This window comes from Psychrobacter sp. ANT_H56B (assembly GCF_008369245.1).
Classification (GTDB): Bacteria; Pseudomonadota; Gammaproteobacteria; order Pseudomonadales; family Moraxellaceae; genus Psychrobacter; species Psychrobacter cryohalolentis.
In genome coordinates this window covers 1-23,742 of sequence record NZ_VOBF01000005.1, presented here as the reverse complement: position 1 = coordinate 23,742, position 23,742 = coordinate 1, and the positions used below count along the sequence as shown (strand labels likewise).

Here is a 23,742-nt window from a genome sequence, read left to right as displayed (position 1 = left end):
GATCGCTACGAATTTTTCCATGAGCGCTACCACCTGTTTACATAAGAGCAAATGGACATGCAGTGATCGACACCCAGTAATAATGACTAATAACGAGATGTCTAGGCGTCCAGCAATACATGCATAATAAAAAATAAATCAAACGCTAAATGACGTTCTAGACTCTATTTTATCATTTATGCATAAGTTCGGTAAAGGTGGGGTAAGCTAGGAATAACGGTTTGGTAGGGATGTTTTAGTTGTTGAACTGTTTTTGACACAGCTCCATAAACGCTCGTCCATACTGACGAATCTCTGCGTCATCACGTACTGCCATCCAACTGGTAAAACGTCCAAAATGGTCGACTGGAATGGCGGTTAGATTTTGATAATGACTTGGCTCAAATGCCATCTCCGCGATAATACCAATCCCTAAGCCAAGTCCAACATAGGTGCTAATCACGTCTGCATCAAGTGCTGCCAACACGATATCTGGCTCAAGACCGGCATCGCTAAAAGTCTTGTCAATGGCGCCGCGCCCCGTAAAACCACCATGGTAAGTTACGATTGGATAGCTGGCGAGAGTTGGTAAGTCGATAGATTCTAGTCCTGCCAATTCATGATCGCTTGGCACGATGACACGATGTGTCCAGTCGTAATAACGATAGCAGCGCAGATAGTTGTTATGTAGTAAGGACTCGGTTGCAATACCAATATCGGCCTGCCCACGTATCACCATCTGTGCAATTGTTTCAGGATCTGCCTGTTGCAGAATGAGATTAACCTTAGGAAAACGCTCTTTAAATTCTTTCACGACTTCTGGTAAGACGTAACGTGCCTGAGTATGAGTGGTGGCAATTGTCAATGTACCGACATTTGGATTGTTAAAGTCGAGGCTGAGGTTTTCAATCGTACGGATTTCGGCAAAGATAGACTCAATATGCGGCATAAGCGCCGTACCCATTGTCGTAAGCCCTGTCAAACGTTTGCCTTGGCGGACGAACACTTCAGTTTTGAGCTGATTCTCAAGTGCTGCGATATGCTTTGAGAGACTTGATTGGCTGGTATGCAGTACCGTCGCCGCCTGACTTAAATTATAGCCATTGATTACGGTATGCCATACTGTCTCCAACTGTTTGAGTTGAATTTGCAGATGCCGCTGATTGACCACTACGTCGATTGCCATAAGTTAATCCCATTATATAAAGAGTCAGTCATCTTTATAAAAGTTAAAACGCCCAAAAAACATAACAAGCGTGTAGTGTAAATCAAAGTTATTATTCTTGTATATAATAAATAGGTATCTATTTATACATATATGGAATATAGGAAAATCGCTTGGATAGTACGCTAGATAGAAATCCAATAGGAGTAAACCAAAAAATTATAGCTTAGTTTATATTTAAGAAAGGTTAAGATACATGTACTTACCAAGGCAAGCTATAGAGTATATCCGATATGCTCAATCAAGTAGTTAGTGGAAAAACATCTAGTCAATTTAAGCATTCTCAAGTACCATTATTCAATTTTGCAGCAAATGTCATTTTCTTTGTACAGAGCTAGGCAATTTTTTGTCCTTTTTTATCCTGATAGTCTCGATGTCACACTGCCAGTAGATAAAATTTTTGGATAAAAAGTAGCGCACTGTCGTATTTTTTGTCTAAATTTTTGGTGAGTCGTTATGTCTGCTGTCCAACCTATTCCGCCCAATTCTCCGATTGCCAAGAAGTCACTTAGCGCATCTATGCAGGCTTATCTTGATCGGCGTTCACTTATCATGCTGTTCTTGGGCTTGGTCGCTGGCATTCCTATCTTACTAATTTTCTCTAGCTTATCATTATGGCTGCGTGAAGCAGGGATTGATCGTAGCGTCGTAACGATGTTTAGCTGGGCGGCGCTTGGTTATGCCTTTAAGTTTATCTGGGCACCACTAATTGATGCGGTGCCATTGCCAATATTAACCAAGCTCTTAGGTCGCAGGCGCAGCTGGATTTTGGTCTCGCAGATAATGATTATTGCAGCCATTTGTATTATGGCGAGTGTCAATCCAGCGAATGAGGGCAGCCTAGTCCTGATGGCAGTAGGTGCCGTACTACTTGGCTTTTCATCAGCGACGCAAGATATCGTCATTGATGCCTATCGCATCGAATTGGCCCCACCAAGTCTACAGGCAGTTTTGTCTGCCATGTATGTGACGGGTTACCGTATCGGGATGATCGTCGCTGGTGCTGGTGCATTATATTTAGCCGATTACTTTGGTTCTACCGAGAGCTTTTATAGCTATGAGGCGTGGCGCAATACTTACTGGATTATGGCAGCGGTGATGGGCATTGGGGTTATTACAACCTTGGTGATTCATGAGCCGATTAGACAACAAGTGGTTGTTGAACGTAAAACGTCAGAATATACCCGTCTAGTATTAGTGTTTGCTATATCAGTCATAGGTTTTGTACTGGTATTTGCTAATGCAGGCTTGGTCTTACCTGAGACAGAAAGTGTGTTCGCAGGCTTCTTAATCGAAGTAGTGCGGATGGTATCGAGTTTGGCAGCGGCTTTGATTATCGGTTACGGCTTAGTAAAAGCCAATCTTGTGGAGCAAGAGTTTGCTAAGACCACATGGATTGAGCCTATTGCTGACTTTTTCCGCCGTTACGGTAAAAAGGCGTTATTGTTATTGGCGCTGATTGGTCTTTATCGTATCTCCGATATTGTTGCTGGGGTTATCTCTAACGTCTTCTATCAAGACATGGCATTTACTAAAGTTGATATTGCCAACGCCGTTAAATTGGTTGGTGTTGTCATGGCGATTGCTGGTGGTTTCTTAGGTGGTTTATTAGCACAAAAGATGCGTATCATGCGCGCAATGATGGTTGGGGCAGTCCTTGCCTGCGTGACCAACTTGTTATTTATTCTGCTGACATACCATCCTGGGAGCTTGCCGTATATGTATTTGGCGGTGATCCTTGATAACCTTGCAGCTGGTCTTGCTAGTGCCGTATTTATTGCCTTTTTATCTGCATTAACATCTATTCGATTTACCGCCGTCCAGTATTCAATATTTTCATCACTAATGACATTATTACCAAAAGTGGTGGGTGGTTATTCAGGGACTATCGTTGATAGCACCAGTTATCCCTTCTTCTTTATGTTTACTTTTTTAATTGGTATTCCTATTTTAGCGCTGATTTATTATGTTGATAAATATATCGTCATTGGTGACAATGATAATATTTACGGCGATGGCAGCGACGACAGTAACAATGGCGGCAATAGTGGCAGTACTAAAGGTGTTGAGTTAACCAAAGCCAATCCTAATTTAACCAATACCAATGAGCCACCGCGCGCGTTAGAGTAGGTTAGAGGTTATAAAATTAAAGCAGATATAATTATTAAGAGTCATTTATGACAGCGCAAAAAGCAGCAAACGTAACAGTATGGCAAATCAAGCAGCAAGCGATACAAATAGCGGAGGAATTATCTGTTCCGAAATTTTGGATAATGGATTGGCTGTTATATATCCTTGATAAACCTGCGCTGTTTTTAATAACGGATGATAGCTATCAGCTAAGTGATGTTGAGGTTGAGCGATTTAATGCTGGTGTGACCAAAATGCAGCAAGGTACACCATTGGCTTATTTAACGGGTATACAGGCATTTTGGTCGCTTGATTTTGCCGTTAATGAACATACCTTAATTCCCAGACCCGATACTGAAGTTTTGGTTGAGCAAGTACTACATTGGATAAATACTGCCAATAAAGAGTTTGTACCTAATGCTGCTAGCAATAAGCGTCTGCTTGATCTGGGCACGGGTTCTGGTTGCATTGCCATCAGTCTTGCTCACGAGTTAAAGCTGGCTCGCAAATTGGAACCAGTAAGCTGGCAAGTCGTTGCCGTTGATTTCTCGCTAGAGGCGCTAAAAATTGCTCAGCATAATGCGGTCAGTAATGCTGTAGATATCGAGTTTATCCATAGTAGCTGGTATGATGCACTGTCTACTCAGGACGAACCTTTATTCGATGTGATTGTCTCAAATCCGCCCTATATTGATGAGGCGGATGAGCATTTAGCAGGTTTATTAGCAGAGCCAATTAGTGCTTTGAGCGCCCCTAATCATGGTTTGGCTGATATCGAACATATTGTCCATCATGCGCCGCAGTACTTAAAAGTAGGCGGGCTACTAGCGATTGAGCATGGCTTTGATCAAGGGCATGCTGCACGCCAGTTATTTGCGGACAATCACTTCGATAATATACAAACGATTAAAGATTTTGGTGGGAACGATAGAGTGACGCTTGGGCAGTTTAATAAAAATAAGCGGCAATATTGAGTACTGGTAATCCATATGAGTAATGTAGAAACAGAAATATTGTTAGATGATGAGCTGCTGCGTTATGCGCGTCAAATATTGCTTGATGGCTGGGATATTGATGCTCAGCTACGACTAAAATCATCACGTGTCGTCATGATAGGCGCGGGTGGGCTAGGTTGCCCAGCTTCTGAAACCTTAGTGCGTGCAGGACTTGGGCATATTCACCTAATTGATGACGATGACATTGAAGCCAGTAATTTACAGCGTCAAACATTGTTTTTACCGGAGGATATTGGTAAACCTAAAGCTCTAACTGCTGCGCAAATGTTAATGCGTATCAATCCTTTAATCACAGCTCGCGGTACGATAGCGCGTTTGAGTGAAGACAATGCTTATGAGTTACTTGATATGGCGTCCGGTACGCCAGACCTATTGTTAGACTGTACAGATAATTTTGCTACCCGTGACATCATCAATCGTATTAGTGTGCGCTATCAGATTCCATTATTATCGGCATCTGCTATTGCAATGCAAGGGCAACTGGCACTATTTGAGCCACATCTAAATACCGGCTGCTATCACTGTGTGTTTGGTTCGGTAGTACTGGATGCCGAGGTGGATGAACGTACGTGTGCCAATTCAGGGGTGCTTGCCAGCACTACAGCTATCATGGGCAATCTACAAGCCAATGCAGCTTTGCAATATCTAGGATTAACCAAAAATCCACTGACAAACAAACTGCTGATATGGGATGGTAGTCGGATGCAGCAACGCTTGATGGGATATCGAAAAGAGTCAGAATGTCCTGTCTGTAATAGCCTTTCCTAATTTCAATTAATGATTTTTTACCAATTATAATCGCCGATTCTCAAATATCCTTCTTATGACCACAGTTGTCTTTTATGAAAATTCATCGTCCGCATTTATTAAAACATACCTTTAATGTCGTTAATCGTGTTCGTCAAACAGCAAGTGTCGCTGGTTTATCAGCGCTTAGAGTGGCGAAGGGCGAAAAACCTGATGCCATGCTGTTAAAAGAAACTTTTGAGCAACTGGGTACGACTTATATCAAAATAGGGCAGTTTATTGCCAGTACCCCGTCATTATTTCCCCGTGAGTACGTGCAAGCATTCCAAAGCTGTTTGGATCAAACCACGCCATTGTCTTATGCTTATATCGAGCAAGTATTAACAGAAGAGCTAGCTGTTAATGGACTCACACTTGAAGAGACGTTTGCCTACATTGACTCAAAACCACTGGCTTCTGCTTCTATCGCCCAAGTCCACGCAGCGCGTTTGCATAATGGTGATGAAGTTGTCTTAAAGGTGCAAAAACCTGGCGTCGAAACCATTATGCAGACGGATTTGGGTGTATTGCATGGCGTGACAAAGCTGGTTGAATTGTTGATGCCTTCAATGAGATTTGCCAGCATTGCGCCGATTATTGATGAGATTCGTTTGCGTATGCTTGCGGAGACAGACTTTATCGCTGAAGCACAAAATATTCGTGACTTTCAGCAGTTTTTGGCAGTATCAGGCAATACACGCGTGGTGGCACCAAAAGTCTATGAGGCGTACACTACCAAGCGTGTGTTGACCATGAGCCGCTTATACGGTGTCTCTATGGTAGATGAAACTTTGATGCGTCAATATTGTACTGATCCTGCCCAAGTGATGGCAGATACGCTCAATACTTGGTTTGCAAGCCTGATGCTGTGTAATAGTTTCCATGCGGATTTGCATGCGGGTAATTTAATGCTATTAACTGATGGACGTATCGGATTTTTAGATTTTGGTATTGTCGGTAAATTGAAGGCTGAAAGCTGGCGCGCTTGCATGGGAATGATGCAAGCCATGCAGGATAATGATTATTATGCGATGGCACGCCATATGATAGATATGGAGATGACACATGGTGGTAATCAGGTTGATGTGGTGGCATTGGGTGATGATTTGCAGCGTATGATGAAGACCATTATGGCAGAGGACAAAGCCTTTACCAGTGGTGTGCCTTTTAATACGAAAGAGCAGGCGGATGAGCTGAATACAATGATGCTGGAGATAGTTGAGGTCGGTAAGCGTCATGGTATTCATTTTCCGCGTGATTTTGCTTTATTGACCAAGCAGATGCTCTATTTTGACCGCTTTATGCGTACGCTTGCACCTGATATGGATATGTTTAGTGATCAGCGCGTGCAGATGTTGGGACAAGCAGAGAAAAATGAACAAGAAAATCGTCCAACACTCAATGTTTCGTAGGATTAAATACTATATTTAATGCTGTTCTAATACTCGTTCATAATTGTTGTTTACTGCTTTAACACAAAGGATTGTGTGCTTTTTGCCACAAAATGGCCCTGTCATGATGACTGCTCTCAAAAGCCGTGCTGTTATTACTGTCACCAATGAAACAGCTGTTGCGTTGATTGGTATGTACTGTATGGCAGTGGTGATGGGGTTTGGACGCTTTTTATTTACAGCCACTTTACCTGATATTATGCTGCAATTGTCGCTATCCACGACCATTGCAGGTTGGCTCGCTTCAATCAACTATATTGGCTACTTTATTGGCGCGCTTATCGCGATGTTTGTGCCGCAGCGTTTAACATGGCACATGTTAATATTATGGACAATAGTTAGTGTCATTACTACCATGCTGTTGGTCGTGCCAAATATGTCATTAAATCTATGGTATGGCATTCGGCTGATATCAGGTATCGCAAGTGGTGTGGCGATGATTTTAAGCTCATCTTTGGTTATTCAAAGTTTCAGTCTTGAGCGCCGTTCGGTGCTATCGGCAGTACACTATGCAGGTATCGGCGTCGGTATCAGTGCCTCCGCAATACTGACGTGGTGGTTACTGACGCTTGGCTACCATTTCGACGTGATTTGGCTGATCGCTGGAATGATTAGCTTACCTGTTTTATGGTTGCTGTATGGCATACGTCCGTCTGCTATGGTTACTTTATCTGGTTCAACATCATCAAATCCAACATCAGTAAGCTCAGAAACACCCCAGAGTAATCATTATTCCTCGCTATATCAAACCTATATTAATTTTAAGCGTTCTTTATACGAGGCGCTAGCAGGTCATAGCAAGCCCATTGCGTTATTGTTGACCAGTTATGTGCTGGCAGGCTTTGGTTATATTACATCGGCGACTTTTTTGCCGGTAATGGCAGCTCAGCGCTTGACCACTCAAAATTCTGCTGGACTGTCTATTTGGTTGGTGGTAGGTATATTTGCCATGCTCTCAAACCCGATTTGGGGTGCTCTTGCCAAGCGTATTGGTGAAGTCAAAACCTTAATGGGCTTGACGTTATTGCAAGCGTTTGGCATGTATTTGCCAATAGGGTTTGATGGCGCTATTGGTTTATATGCTAATGCTATGATTTTAGGCTTAACCTTTGTGGGTATGGTCTCTATGACCTTGACGATTATTAAAAACATAAATCCCATCTATTCAAATCTGCTGATAGGACTGGCAACATTAGCCTATGCAATAGGGCAGTTCATCGGACCATTAGTAACGGTAGCGCTGGCGGGAGAGAATGATAACTTTAATGCAGGGTTGTTGGTAGCGGCTATAGGACTACTGACAGGACTGGTTTTGGTATTCTTTTTCTGGCGTCAAACGAACCGACTGCAAAAAATAATCATTTAAGCGAATCATTTTAGTATGATTAAACCATACTGCGGCTGAATACTTCTCGCAGCTCAAAGCTAGTATGGACTTGTGCCACGCCTTCGATACGATTTAACCGATGCAATAAAAACTCCTCATAGTGAGCCATGTCCCGTACGCGTACTTTAATCAGGTAGTCCTCAGAGCGACCAGTGACGATACTACAGCTGATGACTTCATTGAAGCTTTTAACCTTGCGCTCAAACTGCTCAAAACGGTCAGCTGTGTGACGGTCCATACTGATAGCAATGAAAACTGCCAAGGGATAGCCAAGTTTTTGGGCATCGGTTTGAGTATGATAACCGGTGATAACGCCACTATCTTCTAAGCGCTTAATACGGCGCGCACAAGGGGTTGCCGAGAGATTAACGCGCTCGGCAAGCTCAGTAATGCTCATACGTGCATCGGTCTGTAATAAGCGCAATAAGCGTTTATCTGTGTCATCAATATCTGCAATTAACAGCTGATTAGAATGAGTATATTGCATAATAAGTATTTTTATTAGTGGATTATGCCAATTATAGAGATTTATTTATCGTATTTCACTAATATAAGGTAAATATACTTATTATAAAGCCGATATTCACCTTATAAACTTTGTTATTATAATGGCATAAGTTCGTATTATCTCGTATGATAAAGCAGGATCTTGGCATTGATTGCCTCACTAAAAATACCAACCTAATGCCATCTAAGGATTGATTATGTCTGACCAAGCAACACGCCCTGTAGCGCCTGCCGCTGCAAAGAGCACACCAAAAAAAGCCGCTTTCGATTTCCGTAAATATCGCCCTTTTGCATTTGCGCCACTGTTGCCAGATCGCACATGGCCGAGCAAAACGCTAGAGAAATCACCGATATGGGCAAGTGTGGATCTGCGTGATGGTAATCAGGCATTGATTGATCCGATGACTATTGAACAAAAAATGCGTTTTTTTGAAACCTTGGTAGAGGTGGGTTTTAAAGAGATTGAAATAGGTTTTCCCTCAGCGGCACAAGTCGAGTTTGATTTTGCTCGTAAATTGATCGAGGAAAATCATGTGCCTGATGACGTGACTTTGCAGGTATTGGTGCAGGCACGTGAGCATTTGATTGCTCGTACTTTTGAATCCTTAAAAGGCGCAAAGCGTGCCATCGTTCATGTTTATAACTCAACTTGCCGTATTCAGCGCGAAAAAGTATATGCTAAAGATAAAGCTGAAATCAAAGAGATAGCTGTCACTGGTGCTAAATTATTGGTTGAATATGCTGCTAAATATCCAGAAACAGAATGGGTATTCCAGTATTCACCTGAGAGCTTTAGCCAAACTGAGACTGAATATGCAGTTGAAGTCTGTGATGCCGTTTGTGATGTTTGGCAGCCCGAGAATGGTCAAGAGGTAATCTTAAACTTACCTGCGACGGTTGAGGCGTCAATGCCCAATGTATTCGCTGATCAAGTCGAGTATTTTTGTCGTAATCTTGCCAAGCGTGAGCATGTGACTATTAGCTTGCATACGCATAATGACCGAGGCTGTGCGGTGGCAGCGGCTGAGCTTGGTGTGCTTGCTGGCGCAGATCGTATTGAGGGCACCTTGCTTGGTAATGGCGAGCGTACCGGCAATATGGATATCATGGTCATGGCGATGAATCTGTTTAGCCAAGGTATTGATCCTGAGCTTGATTTTAGTAACATGAGTGAGATTGTACAAGTCGTTAGCGAGTGCAATAACTTGCCTCTGCATCCACGTCATCCTTATGTGGGTGAGCTTGTATTTACTGCCTTTAGCGGCTCGCACCAAGACGCAATCAAAAAGTGCCTCGACTATAATGAGAAGCATGTGGAGAAGACAGAAAACGTCTGGGATGTGGCATATTTACCAATTGATCCTGCACATATTGGTCGCAGCTATCAGGATGTGGTTCGTATCAATAGCCAATCTGGTAAAGGCGGTGTGGCTTATATCTTGCAGCGCAACTATGGCTTTAATTTACCACGTTGGATGCAAATTGACTTTAGTGGTGTGGTACAAAAACAAGCTGAAACCACGGCTCGTGAATTGCAGAATGATGAAATCTTACAGACCTTTGAAGACACTTATTTACAGCAAGGCAGTTTTGAGCTGTTAGATTATACGGTCAACAATAAAGGCGGCGAAGTCTACTTTAACGGTCAAGTTCAGATGAATGGCGATACCATCACTATAGATGGTGATGGTAATGGGCCGTTATCTTCGTTTATCGATGGATTGGCGCAGCACACAGGTAAATCAATCCATGTCATTAACTACGCTGAGCATGCAATTAATCCGCAGCATAATAGCGGTGATGGTATCAATGATGATAACAATAGAGACAATAAGACAAATGCCAATGCTGCTGCTTATATACAGCTAAATGTAGATGGTGAAGTTTATTCCGGTATCGGTACTTGTAGCAGCACGGTATCAGCCATGCTAAAGGGCGCATTGTCAGCCTTTGCTCAATCAGTTAGTATCGCTGCTGTTTGAGAACTAAGTACTTAAGAATTTAAATATTTAGGTATATAAGTTTACGTTTATATAAGTATAACGCCATGGCTCATTGCGATAAGCAAATTAGAGCCATGGCGTTATTTTTTATGCTTGAACCTATGTTTGAACCTCAGTAATTAGAGATCTTATTGAAGTGCTTACCACTGAGAGGTTAAAGCCTAATATCATAATGTTACTTGTGTTTTCGGTGACTAAGACTTACGCTAATGTACATAGCATTCATTATTATAATAGTATAAATAACAAGGTTAATTATGGAACCTCTCTCATTTGCTTCATTTTCATTAGCTGCTATTTTGGCATCATTGCCAGTAAATGGCGAAGCAGTTAGTAAGCCGACCATTACCACACATATTAGTCCTGCAATTGCTGGACAGTGGGAGATTGATTTAAACAGTAGTATCACGATGACCAAAGAAGCTGAGGCGCGGCAAGCAGCGTTAAAAGATAAGAGTCAGATTAAAAGTAACGAACCTAAATTCGACGCCGGTGCAGGACTATTGACACAAAACGAAAAACGTCTTATTAATATTCAAACTGATACCAGCAAAAAACTCATTGCGTCAGCAAAGAAATCTGCTCAGTGCCGTGAGCTTTACAACTTTGCTGCTGATAATGAAATGTGGTCAGTCAGTGGCAAAGAGTGGACTTATGGACGTTATTTGATTACGCACCGTGAAGAGGGGCTACCTATCATTGCTATTAAAACCGTTTACGATAACAATGAAGTGGATTGCTCCGGCAGCCAGATAGATCAGAGCAATGAGGCGTTGATTGCATTTTTAAATCATGATGGCAATCAAATGCAGTGGTGTGCTGATCCTGATGGCAAAGAGTGCTTTATGAATTTTAATAGAATTCTGCCATAGTAATGGTTTTTCGGTGACTTTGCTTTAGCTTTAATTACAATCATCATTAAAAAACCGCTATCTGCATGGATAGCGGTTTTTTTAATGAGAACAAATCTTTAGGATAACAATATGTGATCAGTTCACAAGTTAGCTTTTTCTTTATTAGCAGTTAACAATTCTCTTTCAAGATAATGAATATTCTGTGCTTCATGAACAAAATTATCATCTGATAAGATTACATCACGATGCATCGGGATATTTGTTTTGATACCTTCGATAACCAACTCATCAAGTGCCTGTAGCGTTTTAGAAATCGCTTGCTGACGGGTTTGACCATGACAAATAAGCTTACCAATCAAAGAATCATAGTAACTTGGAATCTCATAGCCAGGATATAGATGTGAGTCAAAGCGGATACCAGCCCCACTAGGTGAATACAGCTGAGTAACAGTACCAGGTGATGGCATAAAGGTCACTGGATCTTCAGCATTGATACGACATTCGATCGCATGACCTTGAATTTCAATCTCACTTTGGCGATACGATAGACCGTAGCCAGCTGCAATTTTTAACTGTTCAACGACCACATCGATGCCTGTAATCATCTCAGTAATAGTATGCTCAACTTGTACGCGAGTGTTCATCTCAATAAAGAAATATTCATTATTTTCAAATAAAAACTCAAAAGTACCAGCACCGCGGTATTTGACCAGCTTACATGCTTTTACACAAGCATCTAAGATAGGCTGACGGACATCATCAGGAATATCAGGGGCAGGGGCTTCTTCTAAAACCTTTTGATGACGGCGCTGCAATGAGCAATCTCTGTCATATAAATGAATGGCATTACCATTACCATCGCCAAGTACTTGTATCTCTACATGTCGCGGGTTTTGAAGATAACGTTCCATGTAAACCGTATCATCACCGAACCATAGCTCAGCTTCTTGCTTAGCCGCTTGCACTTGACCGATAATTTCTTCAAAGCGCTCAACCACACGCATACCACGACCACCGCCACCCGATGCTGCTTTAATCAACAAGGGAAAACCAATATTGCGCGCTTGCTCTTCAGCATTGTGTAGCGTTACAGCACCTACTGAACCAGGTACTGTTGGCACGCCCGCTTTTTTCATGGCATTGATAGCAGAAACCTTGTTGCCCATCAGACGAATATGATCTGCAGTAGGGCCTACAAAGGTTAGTCCAGCTTCTTCAATACGTTCAGCAAATTCAGCATTTTCAGCCAAAAAACCATAACCGGGGTGAATGGCATCAGCGCCAGTAATCTCAGCAGCAGTCAAGATAGTATTGATATTTAGATAGCTTTGATTGGCATTAGGCTTGCCGATACAAATGGCTTCATCAACAAAGCGTAAGTGCATCAAATTGGCATCAGCCGTAGAGTAAACACCAACGGTTTGAATACCAAGGGCTTTACAAGCGCGAACGATACGTAGAGCAATCTCACCTCTATTGGCGATGAGCAGTTTTTTTATCATGGGGTCATCCTTATTGAAGCGGCGTTTTTTAATGGAGTCACTATATTCAGCAATATCAAAACTTATTATTAAGCATAATGATTATCTAACTTTAAAACCTTTAAGCTTAGATATGATTAAGCTAAAATAGCCTAAGCATAAGTTGGTATTGCCTGATAAATAGCACGCTCTCCATCAGAACGAGGTAAAGGTTGGCAAATCTGGTTACGCTTTATAGCGTACGATAGGCTGACCAAACTGTACCACTTCAGAATTAGTGACCAAGATCTCATCAATGACACCACTTTGAGTCGCCTCAAGAGGATTCATAATTTTCATCGCTTCAATGATGCCAAGCGTATCACCAGCTTGCACTTTTTGTCCAACCTTTATAAATGGTGGATCATTAGGGCTAGGGGCTGAGTAATAAACGCCAACCATAGGTGATGTCTCAACACTACCTGCTTTCATCGCAGGCTGCGATTCGGCAGTATGAGGTGTAGCAGCACCAGCAGTAGGTGCAGCCATCATCGTTGGCGCCGGTGCATCATAGTGACGAGTCAAACTGATATGCTCGTCATCTGAGCTGATTTCCAAATTAACCAGTTCGCTTTCTTCCATGAGTGCAATGAGGGTGCGTATTTTTTCAATATCCATAATTGTATTTTTGCCTTGTAACAAATTCGAGAAAAATAGTGTAACTAAATATTGTGTAGATAATTGCTAATGATACCTATATTCACGGCAATGAGCAATCGATGTACAGTTGTTAACTGAGTTTTTTTACATATTATGACGTAAGCGCTCGTTTGAGTAAGAAATGCTCAAGAATTTATCATAGTCTATGTGACTTGCGAGCGCCAGTGATGATTATGAGAGATAACATTTAGATAAACTTGTGTAAACCTAGTCTTATTATTATCCCCACATTGCCAGCAATCTCTTTTGTTGGTAGCGTAAACGTATGGTAAGTAAAATAGACGATAAAAATAACCCTGTAATTAAAGCCATCCAAAAACCTTGCGCCCCAATATCAGTAAAGCGTACTAGATAAATACCAAGCGGCAGTGCCACTATCCAGTAGCAAAATAGGGTAACCCACATCGGTATTGTAGTATCTTGCATGCCCCGTAATATGCCTGCGACATTGACTTGCCAGCCATCAAATAGCTGATAAGCAAGCGCAAAGATGAGCAAATGCATGGCTTGAGCTCGTACTACAGGATTGTCAGTGAATGCCGCTGCCAATTGTGGTCTAAATAGCCAAACACCAATCATACAAGCAAATGCAATAAGTACCGTCCATATAAGACCGGTTGCTTGTACTTGACGCAGTGCCATTAGGTTTTTTTCACCAAAGCGGTTGGATACCATAATGGTCAGTGCCATCGCGACCGAAATTGGGATCATAAACAACTGCGAGGTCACTGATAGGGCGACTTGGTGCGATGCGGTTGCCAGCTCACCCAATGGACTAATCACCAGTGCGCCTAAGCTAAATAGACTGGCTTCAAAAAAGATAGAGACGCCAATCGGAATACCAAGCTTGAGAAGTTTTTTTATCTGTGCCCGATTTGGGCTGGCAAAGGCATAAAAAAAGCGCGTACTGGCAAATTGCTGACGCTTAGTAAAGCTGGTATAAGCGGCTAATAATAAGACGTTAATCCACAAAACGATAGCAGTTGCTACCCCGCAACCAGCGCCACCCATCTCAGGCATGCCAAACAAGCCATGGATAAAAATATAGTTGAGCGGGATATCTGCAAGCAGCCCTATGATACTAATAACTGTCACTGGCTCAGGTCGACCAAGCGCTTCACAGTAACTACGCAGCACCGCATAAACGGCAATTGCAGGGAAGCCAAATGATACGCCATGCAAATACTGAGTTGCTATCGGTTGTATATTTTCAGGAACACCCATGAGGGCAAGTACATTGGGTGCTAGGTTGACAATGATAAAACCAAGGATACCAATGACACCAGCCGTCCATAATGACTGCTGCGTGATATGTGGTACTTTATCGAGTTGGTTTTGACCAATGGCTTCACCGATCAGAGGCGTAGTCGCAATCAAAATACCTGTTGCTAATAAAAATAATGGTAGCCAAATACCTGAGCCGACAGCGACAGCAGCCAAATCAAGTGCCGAAACTTGACCTGCCATAATGGCATCGACAACACCAAGCGCAGCTTGACAAAACTGGGTGATTAAGATGGGCAGCGCGAGTATACCTAAGCGTAAACTGTAACTTTTAAAATCTACAAAAGACAACGGGAAAACCATAATGAGCAACTTTTATTCTTTACAATAATTATTTTTGATAAACAAATTTTACTAATGAACAAACACAGCCATTAATAAATCAATAGCGAGACAGTAAAATAGGAGGTGTGCGACGATAATACTCCGATAAATAATATGAGCAAGTCCATTTTTAATAACACTAAGCATGCAGAGTGAAAAAAGAATCACTGATGCTAAAATAAAAATGACCCGTCAATCCAAGTGATGAAGTGACAGGTCATAAGTTAATAGAATGGTAAAGAAGTTAGGTTATAATGTAAATGTTTTACAAAGGTTTGATAAATCTCGCATTTATAGGTGTACTCAGCCCTTAATAGAAGAATTAAACATCAATTTTGTGCTTGTAAGCCAGAATTATTCATTCAATAGAGTCAGTATCTTCTGACATTAAATTAAGATTTTCTGCAATATCCATGATTGCATACCAGTGTTTAGGCTCAAGCGGTATGATGGTCAATTGCTCACAGCCTTTTCTCAGTAATAATGAGTCCTCGAGCGCGGGCAGAAACTTTAGCTCTGACAGTGGTAATATATTGTTAAAAGCTTGATTGAAAGTCACATCCACCATATACCATCGCGGATTCTCTGCGGTGGCTTTCGGGTCGTAATGCCGGTGTTCAGGATGAAATTGAGTAATATCAGGATAGCTAGCTTGACTAATAGTCACGATACCAGCAACGCCTGAGGGTTTAGCACTAGAGTGGTAAAAAAACGCCTTGTCACCTACTTGCATATCATCACGCATAAAATTGCGGGCTCGGTAGTTACGCACGCCATCCCACATCTCTGTTCCTGCACCTTCTAAGTCTTTTATACTAAAACAGCTTGGATTAGATTTTATAAGCCAATATGCCATGGTTTTTATCCTTTTTATATAGTTGGTTATTTATAATTATTTTATATAATAATGGTGATTCTTAGTTATTTTGCCTATAACTAAGAATTTTTAACATGAGCCTTTGTCATGGGTTTTGTTATCGATAGAATTTTCTTGAAGTTAGGCTTTTTTTTACTGTGCTTAGCCGTTATCCTAGCGGTATTTTCTGCTACTGATGGCAGTTACCTATTTATAGATAAGTCCGCTTATGTCAAATATCAAACCTAATCAACTGTCTCAGCAAGCAAAGCCTTTTCATGATGCTCATTCGAATGCAGTAGAAGTGACAGACATTCCATTGGCGTTATACATCCATATCCCGTGGTGTGTCAAAAAATGCCCATACTGTGATTTTAATTCACATGAGCTACCAGTTGATAGTCAGCTGTCCATGTATGATGAATATGTAGATGCATTATTGCAAGATGCTGCGATGCAGCAGATATTGACCCAAGGACGTGAGATTAGCTCCATATTTATCGGCGGTGGTACGCCGTCGTTGTTGCCCATTGCTCAATACCAGCGCTTGTTTGATGGTTTACGGAAATATTATCAATTTTCTAGCGACATCGAAATCACCATGGAGGCAAATCCAGGTACCCTTGAGCATGCGCCATTTGCTGAGTATTTAGAGGTGGGTATTAATCGCCTATCGATAGGTGTGCAGAGCTTTTCTGCTGAACAATTAACCACGCTTGGACGTATTCATAATCCTACTCAAGCGCTATCTGCAATTAAAGCAGCTCGAGAAGCTGGATTTGAGCGCGTAAACGTGGATTTGATGCATGGACTGCCAGAGCAAACCATGAGCGAGGCGTTAGACGATATTCAAATGGCACACGATGCTGGTGCGACCCATATCTCATGGTATCAGCTGACCATTGAGCCAAATACCGTATTCTATCGCAGTCAGCCAATTTTACCCAATGAGGATCGCTTGGCAGATATAGAAGAATCTGGTCAGACATTATTACAGAATTTAGGCTATTGCAATTATGAGGTATCCGCATGGTCTGGGGCAGCGGATAAGCCTTGTCAACATAACGTCAACTACTGGCAGTTTGGTGACTATTTGGCAATCGGGGCGGGTGCTCATGGAAAAGTCACTATTGGACAAGGTATTGGCAATGAGATGACGACTGATTTCTGGACTATTGATAATGAAACCAACCAAGCAGGTATCTATCGCTTTAGTAAATCCCGTATGCCAAAAAGTTATATGGAATATGAAGAAGCTCATGTCCAAGATGGGGCATCAATATCAGCGCCAAAAATGGTTGGCTGGCAAGCGATTGATGAAGAAGAGTTGGTTAGTGAGTTTATGCTTAATGCCTTACGTTTGCATGGTGGCGTAGCATGGTCGTTATTTGAAGCACGTACGGGGCTAAGTTATGACAGCATTGCCATACAAGTTGCTACATTAATCGAGCAAGGTCTATTGATAGATCATCCGGAACAGTTGCAACCGACAGAACTTGGTAAAAGGTATCTCAATCAAATATTAAGAGCATTTTTATAGCGAAGTATGCTTGTTAAATGTTCAGAACTTAAGCTTAATAAAAAAGGCTTATCACATAGATGATAAGCCCTTTAAACAACCTAAATATTTAAAGCTTAGATTTTGTTTTGTACTTCTTGTGCAGTACCACTTACAGCACTACCAGCGCTTGATACGTCTTGGCCTAGACCTTTAAAAGTGTTACAACCAGTTAATACAAACATAGCAGCCAAAGATGCGATAACTAATTTTTTCATGGTATATTCCTCAAAAAAGACAGATACAGATAAGTAGTGTAGTAACAGTGAAACCTGATGTTGATCCTAAGTTGCACTGCAAGATGATAACAGACGATGACAATGTTTTTATATCATCCCTTTGTCCGTTACAGCCATCATAATCAAAGTTAAAATACGTGCCCAGTATCAAAATGTAATTATTGGCAGTAAACTGTAACTTTTAATTACCTTTGCTATATAAGTCAGAAAAATAACCCTAATGCTAATGACGGAGAGAGTATGACCATTCATATCGTGCTGGTAGCGCCAAAAATGCCCAGTAATACGGGCAATATCATTCGTCTGTGTGCCAATAGTGGGGCGCAGCTGCATTTGGTCAAACCATTAGGGTTTGAGCTGGATGATAAAAAATTGCGCCGTGCAGGATTGGATTATCATGAGTATGCTCATCTACAAGTGCACGACAATTGGTCAATGGCAAAGCAAGCACTGCAAGATGCTGACTGTCATGCCATTACGGCGTTGACTACCAAGTTAAGTAAGCCTTTTTATGATTATGACTTTGGTGGACAAGCAACTGCAGAATCGGGCAGTGAGTTTTCTGGAAATAACGTGGCCATGGTTTTTGGCTCAGAAACAGCGGGACTGGCAGATGATATACGTGAAGATATTGGCGCTGATAACTGGCTACGATTGCCAATGCTAGCAGATTCACGCAGTTTGAATCTGTCGAACAGCGTGGCAATATGTTTATACGAGGTATGGCGACAACAAGGATTTGGCGGTGATGAAGGTCGTAGTATCGGCTATGAGACACTCACCGTCTACGACCCTAAAGAGTGATTTTTATTATTAAAATTAAAAAAGGCAGATAAAGAAAATGATTTATCTGCCTTTTTTATGGTCATTTATAAGCAATTAGGCGGTTTGGGCAGCCCAGCAAGGCGATTGACATGGCGGGCGACCAAGCCAGTATTGAACAGCTGCTGCAACTTTTGATTGCTGATGTCATCATCAGGTAAAGTCTGCTGCAGCCATTTTATTAGTGGGCGCGTGGCAGGTGCGTGATTGAATTTTACAAAAAAAGCTCGTACTTGCTGTAACACAGCCAAGCGCTCAGTATCTAAGACGATATCCAAGGTATTAGCTAGCTGCTGTGCAATAATGGGCGTCCAGATAGTGTGGTCACATAAATGCCCATCTTGGTCTAATGCCACATTGATTGAGGTCAGAGAGGATGTAGACGAGTTAGTAGACATACTCATAAGGCAATCGTCACTACTTTATCAAAGCGGCTGTCTTGGGTCATCGCTACCCATTCGGCATCGCTTAAAATACCAGTGAGCTTTGCCGCTAGATTAAGCTTCGCTGCGGTATTTTCATGCAACTGTGCCACATCGTCGGCAAGCGCGTAAATACCTGCAATGGTTTCTATTTCCATATTCTCGATATCGCCCAAATACGCATTGAACCAATCTATAAATGCGACGGTTGTACCCAATAAAAGGATGCTATCGCCCGCCTGCCATGACAACGCCATTTGTTCCGTAGTGCGTCTGAGCGTATCCATACTGCTATGTAATTGATATAAAGTTGCCATACTCGTGTCCGATTGCTTGCTATAGGTTTGAAACAATAAAATTTTACATCAGCTTTGCTATTTATAGCTTTAAGATTAAAAAGTGAGAATTTGCTCAAATACTTGTAAATTTACTTCTTCTGGCATCAAGACTAACTGCATTGCCAAGTCCGTCGGTAGCATGCCAGCTATCCAGCCACTAAAAACATCGTCAGGTAGCCACGCTGGCGGCATGTCATAAAGCTCAAGCGCTTGAATCATACCTTGCAAGCGTGAGTTTGGCTGCATTAAAAATCCAAAGACGGGCGCATCCAAATACAGCTGCACTTCGTGCCCAAAGGTTGCCAAAGTCAAAGCCAGCGCAGAGCCTTCATAGCTTGCCATTTCAGTGGGCGTATGCAGCCGAATGAGTAATTTCATGAGGTATTCCTAATCTTGTTTGTCGCTATCTATTAGTATCAAACTGAATTTTTATTTCCATCATTTTTATTAGAATTGTAGTAAGCGACAGTCGCCTTGCATCATCATAGCAAGCTCACTCAGACCTACTAGCTTAAAACCTGTCGCTAGATTTTCTGTCTCTAACTGATGGCGGCTGCTGTTGTCCGTATCACTAATACCGCGACTGAGTGCCGTACTGACGCATACTGGCAGTACAAGATTATACTGTGTTGCCAGTGCCTGCCACTCTTGGGTAATATTTGATTGATCGGCTGACTGCCACCTTAAACGATTGGCAGTATGTGCTGCATCTGCATAAAAAAAGATGCTTAATACAGAGTTTTCATGATCCGCGCTATTAGGCGCATTATCGGCTAAAGAGGCGTTTTGTAGATAAGCGCGCGCATAGCGTAATGCCAGATAGGCAAGTGGATGGCTTGGGTCAGCGGTGATCAAAAGTAGAGGCGTTGAGAGTGTCATAATCGCGGTATCACATAGTATTAATAAGCATTGAATAAATGAGTATTGAAAAAGAACTGAGACCCTGTGGCTGTATATTGTATCATCATTCAGCGCTTTTTCATTTTTTGCAAGTATAGTCAATTCTAAATAAAACAGATACGTTATGTTCCAACGTAGTACTGGTATAAATTTTTCTGGCGTGCTGTGCCTACGCCGACAGAGGCTGCGTAAAATTCATCCCAGTCCTACTGTAGCGCTTTAATACTGAATTCGCTATATGCTTGCTCTTGGCAGCGCATTACTTTATTTATGTTACTATAAAAGCATGGTGTTTCACTGATCCATAGCAGTTGTGACCGTTCCGTAAGAAAAAACAATAAACTTATTCGCCCAGTTCACGTAGGCTTATGGCTCTATGCTGCAATGAGGTAACATCATTATGCTATCTACCACTCCAAATGGTAACGGCTATCAGCCCACATCAGAACAGCTACAAGTATTGCAAACTGCCAGTGAGTTTGCTTATCAAATTTGGCAAAGTCGCACGGGCGCCTGCCAGACGTTTTTACGCAGTTATCCTTTAGACACGACCTTAACGCGCCAACAGATTGATGACCTAATACAAGATTATACCTTGGACGAAAATTATCAGCTTGGTCATGAAACCAAAGTGATGAGTGGTTTACGCAATTTGCGTATGCTACTGATGATGCGTTGGGTATGGCAAGACGCGTTGGCAGTGATTGAACTTGAGCAATTGACCGACGAGTTGTCCGAATTCGCTGATGGTTGTATTTTATTTGCGAAAAACTATACCTATCAGCAGTTGGTGACTCAATATGGTCAGCCTACCTTTATTAATGAGAAAGGCAATGTACAAGTCGATGATATGGCGATTATGGCAATGGGCAAGCTTGGCGCTCATGAGCTGAATTTATCGAGTGATATTGACCTGATCTTTATCCATCAAGCGCGCGGTGAAACTGACGGTGATAAAGCTAAAGGCACGCGTAGTATCGACAATAAACGTTTTATGACGCGCCTAGGTCAAGGTATTATTAAGCTGCTCGATAACAATACTGCGGATGGTTTTGTATTTCGGGTAGATATGCGCCTGCGCCCATGGGGCGATGGTAGCGATTTAGCGATTCATCTATCGGCGTTACAAAAGTACTTTTCTCAACATGGGCGGGCATGGGAACGATTTGCTTGGTTAAAAGCCCGCGTGGTTGGACACATAGAGCGACCGTTCTATGATGACATTCAAGCACTTATTAAGCCGTTTGTCTTTCGATATTACGTCGATTATAGTGCTTTTTCGGCATTACGAGAGATGAAGTCTCTGATTCAAAATCAAGTCGCCCAGCGTGAAGATTTGGACAATATCAAACTCGGTGCTGGTGGTATTCGAGATATCGAGTTTATCGTTCAAGCTTTCCAGTTGATTTATGGCGGACGGCATCCGCAACTACAGGTCAAATCTTGTTTAAAGGCAATGCAGGCGCTGTATGAGCTTAAGTATTTAGAAGAAACCACTTATCAAGAACTGCAGAGTGCTTATCGGTTTTTACGCCGGCTTGAGCACGGTATTCAAGCAATCAATGACCAGCAAACCCAGCGTCTTCCTCATGATGTGCATTGGCAGCACAATCTTGCGCTCACGCTTGGGTTTGAAGACTGGGCTGCATTATTAAATACGCTTAATTATCATCGATATCATGTCAATGTGCCGTTTGAGCGTATGGTTACTGAAAGGCAAGTACCGGATCACGATGATGAGCTAGAACCTGCTAACTTGGATGAGCAAGTGGCTCGTTTAAATGACGTGTTGACGGAAGAGAATCATAGCCAATTGCAAAATTTTTGGCAGTCAAAAATGGTTGCCAATTTAAGCGATGAGGCTCGTGAACGCTTGGACGGAGCGTATCCAGTAATTGTGCATGCGCTACTTGCTCATCAAGATCAGCAGCAACTGGCGAATACTGCATTGCCGCGCTTGATTGCCTTGCTTGAAGCGATTTGTCGTCGTTCTATCTACTTAGTCATGATTGCAGAGAACCCAAACGCCACGGTTGAGTTGATTCCGATGCTGTCTGCTAGCCCTTGGATTGCCAAAGAGCTGGCACAGTATCCAGTGTTATTAGATACATTTTTACAGCAACGCTATCGGCATTTACCAGACAAGCTTGAGCTGCGTGATATCTTGCGTCAGCAGTTATTAAGAGTAGAGCCTAATGACGAAGAAAAGCTGCTTAGCGTATTACGATTATTTAAAAAGAATCAAGTATTAGCGGTTGCCGCCAGTGATGTGTTGGCTGAACGTCCAATCATGAAAGTGTCGGATTCTTTAACATACATTGCCGAGGTGGTATTAGAAGCAGCGCTTGAGCGCGCTTTTGCTGAAATTGTGAAACGTTATGGTTATCCTATCGGTCAAGATGGCGATCCGGTGACCGAAGCAGATTGCGGCTTTGCGATTATAGGCTACGGTAAGCTTGGCGGTCTTGAGTTGTCTTATTCATCAGATTTAGATTTGGTGTTTTTGCATAAGATAAAAGAGCAGGGTATGACCACGGGTGAAAATTCGGTCAGTGGCATGAAGTTTGCGGCACGCTTGGCGCAAAAGCTCATGACCTATCTTAATACCCAAACCCGTGATGGCCGTGCTTATGAGGTGGATATGCGCCTGCGTCCCTCCGGCAATGCTGGCATGATGGTGGTGTCTTGTCATGCGTTTGAAACCTATCAGCTTGAGAAAGCTTGGTCATGGGAGCATCAAGCGCTGGTACGGGCGCGTGCAATCTGCGGTGATAAACGCGTCACAGCCCGTTTTTGTGATATTCGCCGTACGGTCTTAGCATTACCGCGCACAATTGAGGAAGTACGTATCGAAGTGACAAGTATGCGTATCAAAATGCAAAAGCATCTGGGTACGAGCCAATGGCAACAGCAAGCGGGTAAGTTTCATCTTAAACAAGATGCAGGCGGTGTCATTGATATCGAGTTTTTGGCACAATTTGCCGTACTGGCCTATTCGCATGAGCATCCAACCTTGACCAAATGGAGCGATAACGTCCGTATCTTTGAGGAGATGGCGACACTAGGTATTTGGGAGAGTGAGATCTGTCAAGATTTGACGGATGCTTATTTGCGCATAAGGGCTGCAACGCATCAATTGGCACTATCCGAGCAGTCATTACTGGTCGATGAGTCGCTTTGGACTGAAACCCGTGCACTCGTACAGGCGCAGTGGCAGCATTTGATGGGTGTAGAATCGACAGAATAGCGGTATTAAAACGGCTGTGCTGAATGAAAGGACAGTGTTAAGACAGTCTTGGCACTGATATTTAACGCCATATAAATAAAGGCACTGCAGTAATGAACTAAAATATTGGGGCTGTAGTAGATAAGCACTATGCTAGACTGCTTTTATGAAGATAACCCGTTGTAAACTAAGTAAAAAAGTACAGCGACGACTGTTAGAGTTTTTCACGGCTGAAGTAACCGCTAGAACAGCCGC

General features: G+C 42.4%; 21 protein-coding genes and 1 pseudogene. 11 read left to right on the top strand and 11 right to left on the bottom strand.

The genetic code is table 11. From position 1 onward, the window contains the following. Positions 1-235: 235 nt before the first annotated feature. Positions 236-1,165, bottom strand: a complete 930-nt coding sequence (locus tag FQ082_RS07650) for a LysR substrate-binding domain-containing protein (RefSeq protein WP_011280508.1) — start codon at positions 1,163-1,165, stop codon at positions 236-238. Between the two features lie 495 nt (positions 1,166-1,660). Here FQ082_RS07650 and FQ082_RS07645 point away from each other — a divergent pair, with 495 nt between their 5' ends. The 5 genes from FQ082_RS07645 (at position 1,661) to FQ082_RS07625 (ending at position 7,953) form a co-directional block, all read left to right on the top strand. Further along, positions 1,661-3,334: an AmpG family muropeptide MFS transporter gene (locus tag FQ082_RS07645; protein WP_149492653.1), complete on the top strand. Its 1,674-nt coding sequence runs from the start codon at positions 1,661-1,663 to the stop codon at positions 3,332-3,334. Between the two features lie 47 nt (positions 3,335-3,381). Continuing rightward, positions 3,382-4,308, top strand: a complete 927-nt coding sequence (gene prmC, locus FQ082_RS07640) for a peptide chain release factor N(5)-glutamine methyltransferase (RefSeq protein WP_149492652.1) — start codon at positions 3,382-3,384, stop codon at positions 4,306-4,308. A 15-nt stretch (positions 4,309-4,323) separates the two neighbouring features. Then, positions 4,324-5,118 (top strand): HesA/MoeB/ThiF family protein, encoded by a 795-nt coding sequence (locus FQ082_RS07635; RefSeq protein WP_149492651.1) that lies wholly within the window; start codon positions 4,324-4,326, stop codon positions 5,116-5,118. A 74-nt stretch (positions 5,119-5,192) separates the two neighbouring features. Beyond that, positions 5,193-6,548 (top strand): ABC1 kinase family protein, encoded by a 1,356-nt coding sequence (locus FQ082_RS07630; RefSeq protein WP_149492650.1) that lies wholly within the window; start codon positions 5,193-5,195, stop codon positions 6,546-6,548. Between the two features lie 103 nt (positions 6,549-6,651). Continuing rightward, positions 6,652-7,953: a YbfB/YjiJ family MFS transporter gene (locus tag FQ082_RS07625; protein ID WP_149492649.1), complete on the top strand. Its 1,302-nt coding sequence runs from the start codon at positions 6,652-6,654 to the stop codon at positions 7,951-7,953. Positions 7,954-7,972: 19 nt separating this feature from the next. On the opposite strand, the gene FQ082_RS07620 is transcribed toward FQ082_RS07625, so the two are convergent. Further along, positions 7,973-8,461: an Lrp/AsnC family transcriptional regulator gene (locus FQ082_RS07620; protein ID WP_149492648.1), complete on the bottom strand. Its 489-nt coding sequence runs from the start codon at positions 8,459-8,461 to the stop codon at positions 7,973-7,975. 217 nt (positions 8,462-8,678) lie between these two features. Between FQ082_RS07620 and leuA the strand changes: the two genes are divergently transcribed. Continuing rightward, positions 8,679-10,463 carry a 2-isopropylmalate synthase gene (gene leuA / locus FQ082_RS07615; protein WP_149492647.1) on the top strand — a complete coding sequence of 595 codons (1,785 nt, stop codon included), beginning with the start codon at positions 8,679-8,681 and terminating at the stop codon, positions 10,461-10,463. A 278-nt stretch (positions 10,464-10,741) separates the two neighbouring features. Beyond that, on the top strand, positions 10,742-11,356 hold the full coding sequence (locus tag FQ082_RS07610) for a hypothetical protein (RefSeq protein WP_149492646.1): 615 nt from the start codon (positions 10,742-10,744) through the stop codon (positions 11,354-11,356). A gap of 122 nt (positions 11,357-11,478) precedes the next feature. Here FQ082_RS07610 and accC read toward each other — a convergent pair whose 3' ends face one another. From accC to FQ082_RS07590, 4 genes are all read right to left on the bottom strand, one after another. Beyond that, a complete protein-coding gene (accC, locus tag FQ082_RS07605) occupies positions 11,479-12,840 on the bottom strand; it encodes an acetyl-CoA carboxylase biotin carboxylase subunit (RefSeq protein ID WP_149492645.1) in 1,362 nt (453 codons plus the stop codon). A 204-nt stretch (positions 12,841-13,044) separates the two neighbouring features. Next, positions 13,045-13,476 (bottom strand): acetyl-CoA carboxylase biotin carboxyl carrier protein, encoded by a 432-nt coding sequence (gene accB / locus FQ082_RS07600; protein WP_149492644.1) that lies wholly within the window; start codon positions 13,474-13,476, stop codon positions 13,045-13,047. Positions 13,477-13,737: 261 nt separating this feature from the next. Then, positions 13,738-15,105: an MATE family efflux transporter gene (locus FQ082_RS07595; protein WP_011513501.1), complete on the bottom strand. Its 1,368-nt coding sequence runs from the start codon at positions 15,103-15,105 to the stop codon at positions 13,738-13,740. 379 nt (positions 15,106-15,484) lie between these two features. Beyond that, positions 15,485-15,982 carry an EVE domain-containing protein gene (locus FQ082_RS07590; RefSeq protein WP_149492643.1) on the bottom strand — a complete coding sequence of 166 codons (498 nt, stop codon included), beginning with the start codon at positions 15,980-15,982 and terminating at the stop codon, positions 15,485-15,487. 229 nt (positions 15,983-16,211) lie between these two features. Here FQ082_RS07590 and hemW point away from each other — a divergent pair, with 229 nt between their 5' ends. Next, positions 16,212-17,522 (top strand): radical SAM family heme chaperone HemW, encoded by a 1,311-nt coding sequence (gene hemW, locus FQ082_RS07585; protein WP_149492642.1) that lies wholly within the window; start codon positions 16,212-16,214, stop codon positions 17,520-17,522. Between the two features lie 95 nt (positions 17,523-17,617). Here the strand turns inward: hemW and FQ082_RS07580 are convergent, their stop codons facing one another. Further along, positions 17,618-17,758: an entericidin A/B family lipoprotein gene (locus FQ082_RS07580; RefSeq protein WP_011280495.1), complete on the bottom strand. Its 141-nt coding sequence runs from the start codon at positions 17,756-17,758 to the stop codon at positions 17,618-17,620. Between the two features lie 261 nt (positions 17,759-18,019). Between FQ082_RS07580 and FQ082_RS07575 the strand changes: the two genes are divergently transcribed. Then, complete coding sequence (locus tag FQ082_RS07575; RefSeq protein ID WP_149492641.1) at positions 18,020-18,583, top strand: tRNA (cytidine(34)-2'-O)-methyltransferase; 564 nt, start codon at positions 18,020-18,022, stop codon at positions 18,581-18,583. A gap of 65 nt (positions 18,584-18,648) precedes the next feature. Here FQ082_RS07575 and FQ082_RS07570 read toward each other — a convergent pair whose 3' ends face one another. From FQ082_RS07570 to tusD, 4 genes are all read right to left on the bottom strand, one after another. Beyond that, positions 18,649-19,005: a TusE/DsrC/DsvC family sulfur relay protein gene (locus tag FQ082_RS07570; protein WP_149492640.1), complete on the bottom strand. Its 357-nt coding sequence runs from the start codon at positions 19,003-19,005 to the stop codon at positions 18,649-18,651. Then, positions 19,002-19,340 (bottom strand): hypothetical protein, encoded by a 339-nt coding sequence (locus FQ082_RS07565; RefSeq protein ID WP_020443373.1) that lies wholly within the window; start codon positions 19,338-19,340, stop codon positions 19,002-19,004. The genes FQ082_RS07570 and FQ082_RS07565 overlap by 4 nt, the downstream gene beginning before the upstream one ends. Before the next feature lie 75 nt (positions 19,341-19,415). Then, on the bottom strand, positions 19,416-19,739 hold the full coding sequence (locus FQ082_RS07560) for a hypothetical protein (RefSeq protein WP_149492639.1): 324 nt from the start codon (positions 19,737-19,739) through the stop codon (positions 19,416-19,418). Positions 19,740-19,808: 69 nt separating this feature from the next. Further along, a complete protein-coding gene (tusD, locus tag FQ082_RS07555) occupies positions 19,809-20,240 on the bottom strand; it encodes a sulfurtransferase complex subunit TusD (RefSeq protein WP_149492638.1) in 432 nt (143 codons plus the stop codon). A 421-nt stretch (positions 20,241-20,661) separates the two neighbouring features. On the opposite strand from tusD, the gene glnE reads away from it, so the two are divergent. Then, positions 20,662-23,508 carry a bifunctional [glutamate--ammonia ligase]-adenylyl-L-tyrosine phosphorylase/[glutamate--ammonia-ligase] adenylyltransferase gene (glnE, locus tag FQ082_RS07550; protein ID WP_149492637.1) on the top strand — a complete coding sequence of 949 codons (2,847 nt, stop codon included), beginning with the start codon at positions 20,662-20,664 and terminating at the stop codon, positions 23,506-23,508. A gap of 145 nt (positions 23,509-23,653) precedes the next feature. Then, a pseudogene (locus FQ082_RS07545) lies at positions 23,654-23,742 on the top strand (IS1595 family transposase); the annotation flags it as partial.

Excerpts from the sequence above, each read along its gene's own strand:
- FQ082_RS07650 (WP_011280508.1), bottom strand. The coding sequence starts at position 1,165 with ATGGCAATCGACGTAGTGGTCAATCAGCGGCATCTGCAAATTCAACTC.
- FQ082_RS07645 (WP_149492653.1), top strand. The coding sequence starts at position 1,661 with ATGTCTGCTGTCCAACCTATTCCGCCCAATTCTCCGATTGCCAAGAAG.
- prmC (WP_149492652.1), top strand. The coding sequence starts at position 3,382 with ATGACAGCGCAAAAAGCAGCAAACGTAACAGTATGGCAAATCAAGCAG.
- FQ082_RS07635 (WP_149492651.1), top strand. The coding sequence starts at position 4,324 with ATGAGTAATGTAGAAACAGAAATATTGTTAGATGATGAGCTGCTGCGT.
- FQ082_RS07630 (WP_149492650.1), top strand. The coding sequence starts at position 5,193 with ATGAAAATTCATCGTCCGCATTTATTAAAACATACCTTTAATGTCGTT.
- FQ082_RS07625 (WP_149492649.1), top strand. The coding sequence starts at position 6,652 with ATGATGACTGCTCTCAAAAGCCGTGCTGTTATTACTGTCACCAATGAA.
- FQ082_RS07620 (WP_149492648.1), bottom strand. The coding sequence starts at position 8,461 with ATGCAATATACTCATTCTAATCAGCTGTTAATTGCAGATATTGATGAC.
- leuA (WP_149492647.1), top strand. The coding sequence starts at position 8,679 with ATGTCTGACCAAGCAACACGCCCTGTAGCGCCTGCCGCTGCAAAGAGC.
- FQ082_RS07610 (WP_149492646.1), top strand. The coding sequence starts at position 10,742 with ATGGAACCTCTCTCATTTGCTTCATTTTCATTAGCTGCTATTTTGGCA.
- accC (WP_149492645.1), bottom strand. The coding sequence starts at position 12,840 with ATGATAAAAAAACTGCTCATCGCCAATAGAGGTGAGATTGCTCTACGT.
- accB (WP_149492644.1), bottom strand. The coding sequence starts at position 13,476 with ATGGATATTGAAAAAATACGCACCCTCATTGCACTCATGGAAGAAAGC.
- FQ082_RS07595 (WP_011513501.1), bottom strand. The coding sequence starts at position 15,105 with ATGGTTTTCCCGTTGTCTTTTGTAGATTTTAAAAGTTACAGTTTACGC.
- FQ082_RS07590 (WP_149492643.1), bottom strand. The coding sequence starts at position 15,982 with ATGGCATATTGGCTTATAAAATCTAATCCAAGCTGTTTTAGTATAAAA.
- hemW (WP_149492642.1), top strand. The coding sequence starts at position 16,212 with ATGTCAAATATCAAACCTAATCAACTGTCTCAGCAAGCAAAGCCTTTT.
- FQ082_RS07580 (WP_011280495.1), bottom strand. The coding sequence starts at position 17,758 with ATGAAAAAATTAGTTATCGCATCTTTGGCTGCTATGTTTGTATTAACT.
- FQ082_RS07575 (WP_149492641.1), top strand. The coding sequence starts at position 18,020 with ATGACCATTCATATCGTGCTGGTAGCGCCAAAAATGCCCAGTAATACG.
- FQ082_RS07570 (WP_149492640.1), bottom strand. The coding sequence starts at position 19,005 with ATGAGTATGTCTACTAACTCGTCTACATCCTCTCTGACCTCAATCAAT.
- FQ082_RS07565 (WP_020443373.1), bottom strand. The coding sequence starts at position 19,340 with ATGGCAACTTTATATCAATTACATAGCAGTATGGATACGCTCAGACGC.
- FQ082_RS07560 (WP_149492639.1), bottom strand. The coding sequence starts at position 19,739 with ATGAAATTACTCATTCGGCTGCATACGCCCACTGAAATGGCAAGCTAT.
- tusD (WP_149492638.1), bottom strand. The coding sequence starts at position 20,240 with ATGACACTCTCAACGCCTCTACTTTTGATCACCGCTGACCCAAGCCAT.
- glnE (WP_149492637.1), top strand. The coding sequence starts at position 20,662 with ATGCTATCTACCACTCCAAATGGTAACGGCTATCAGCCCACATCAGAA.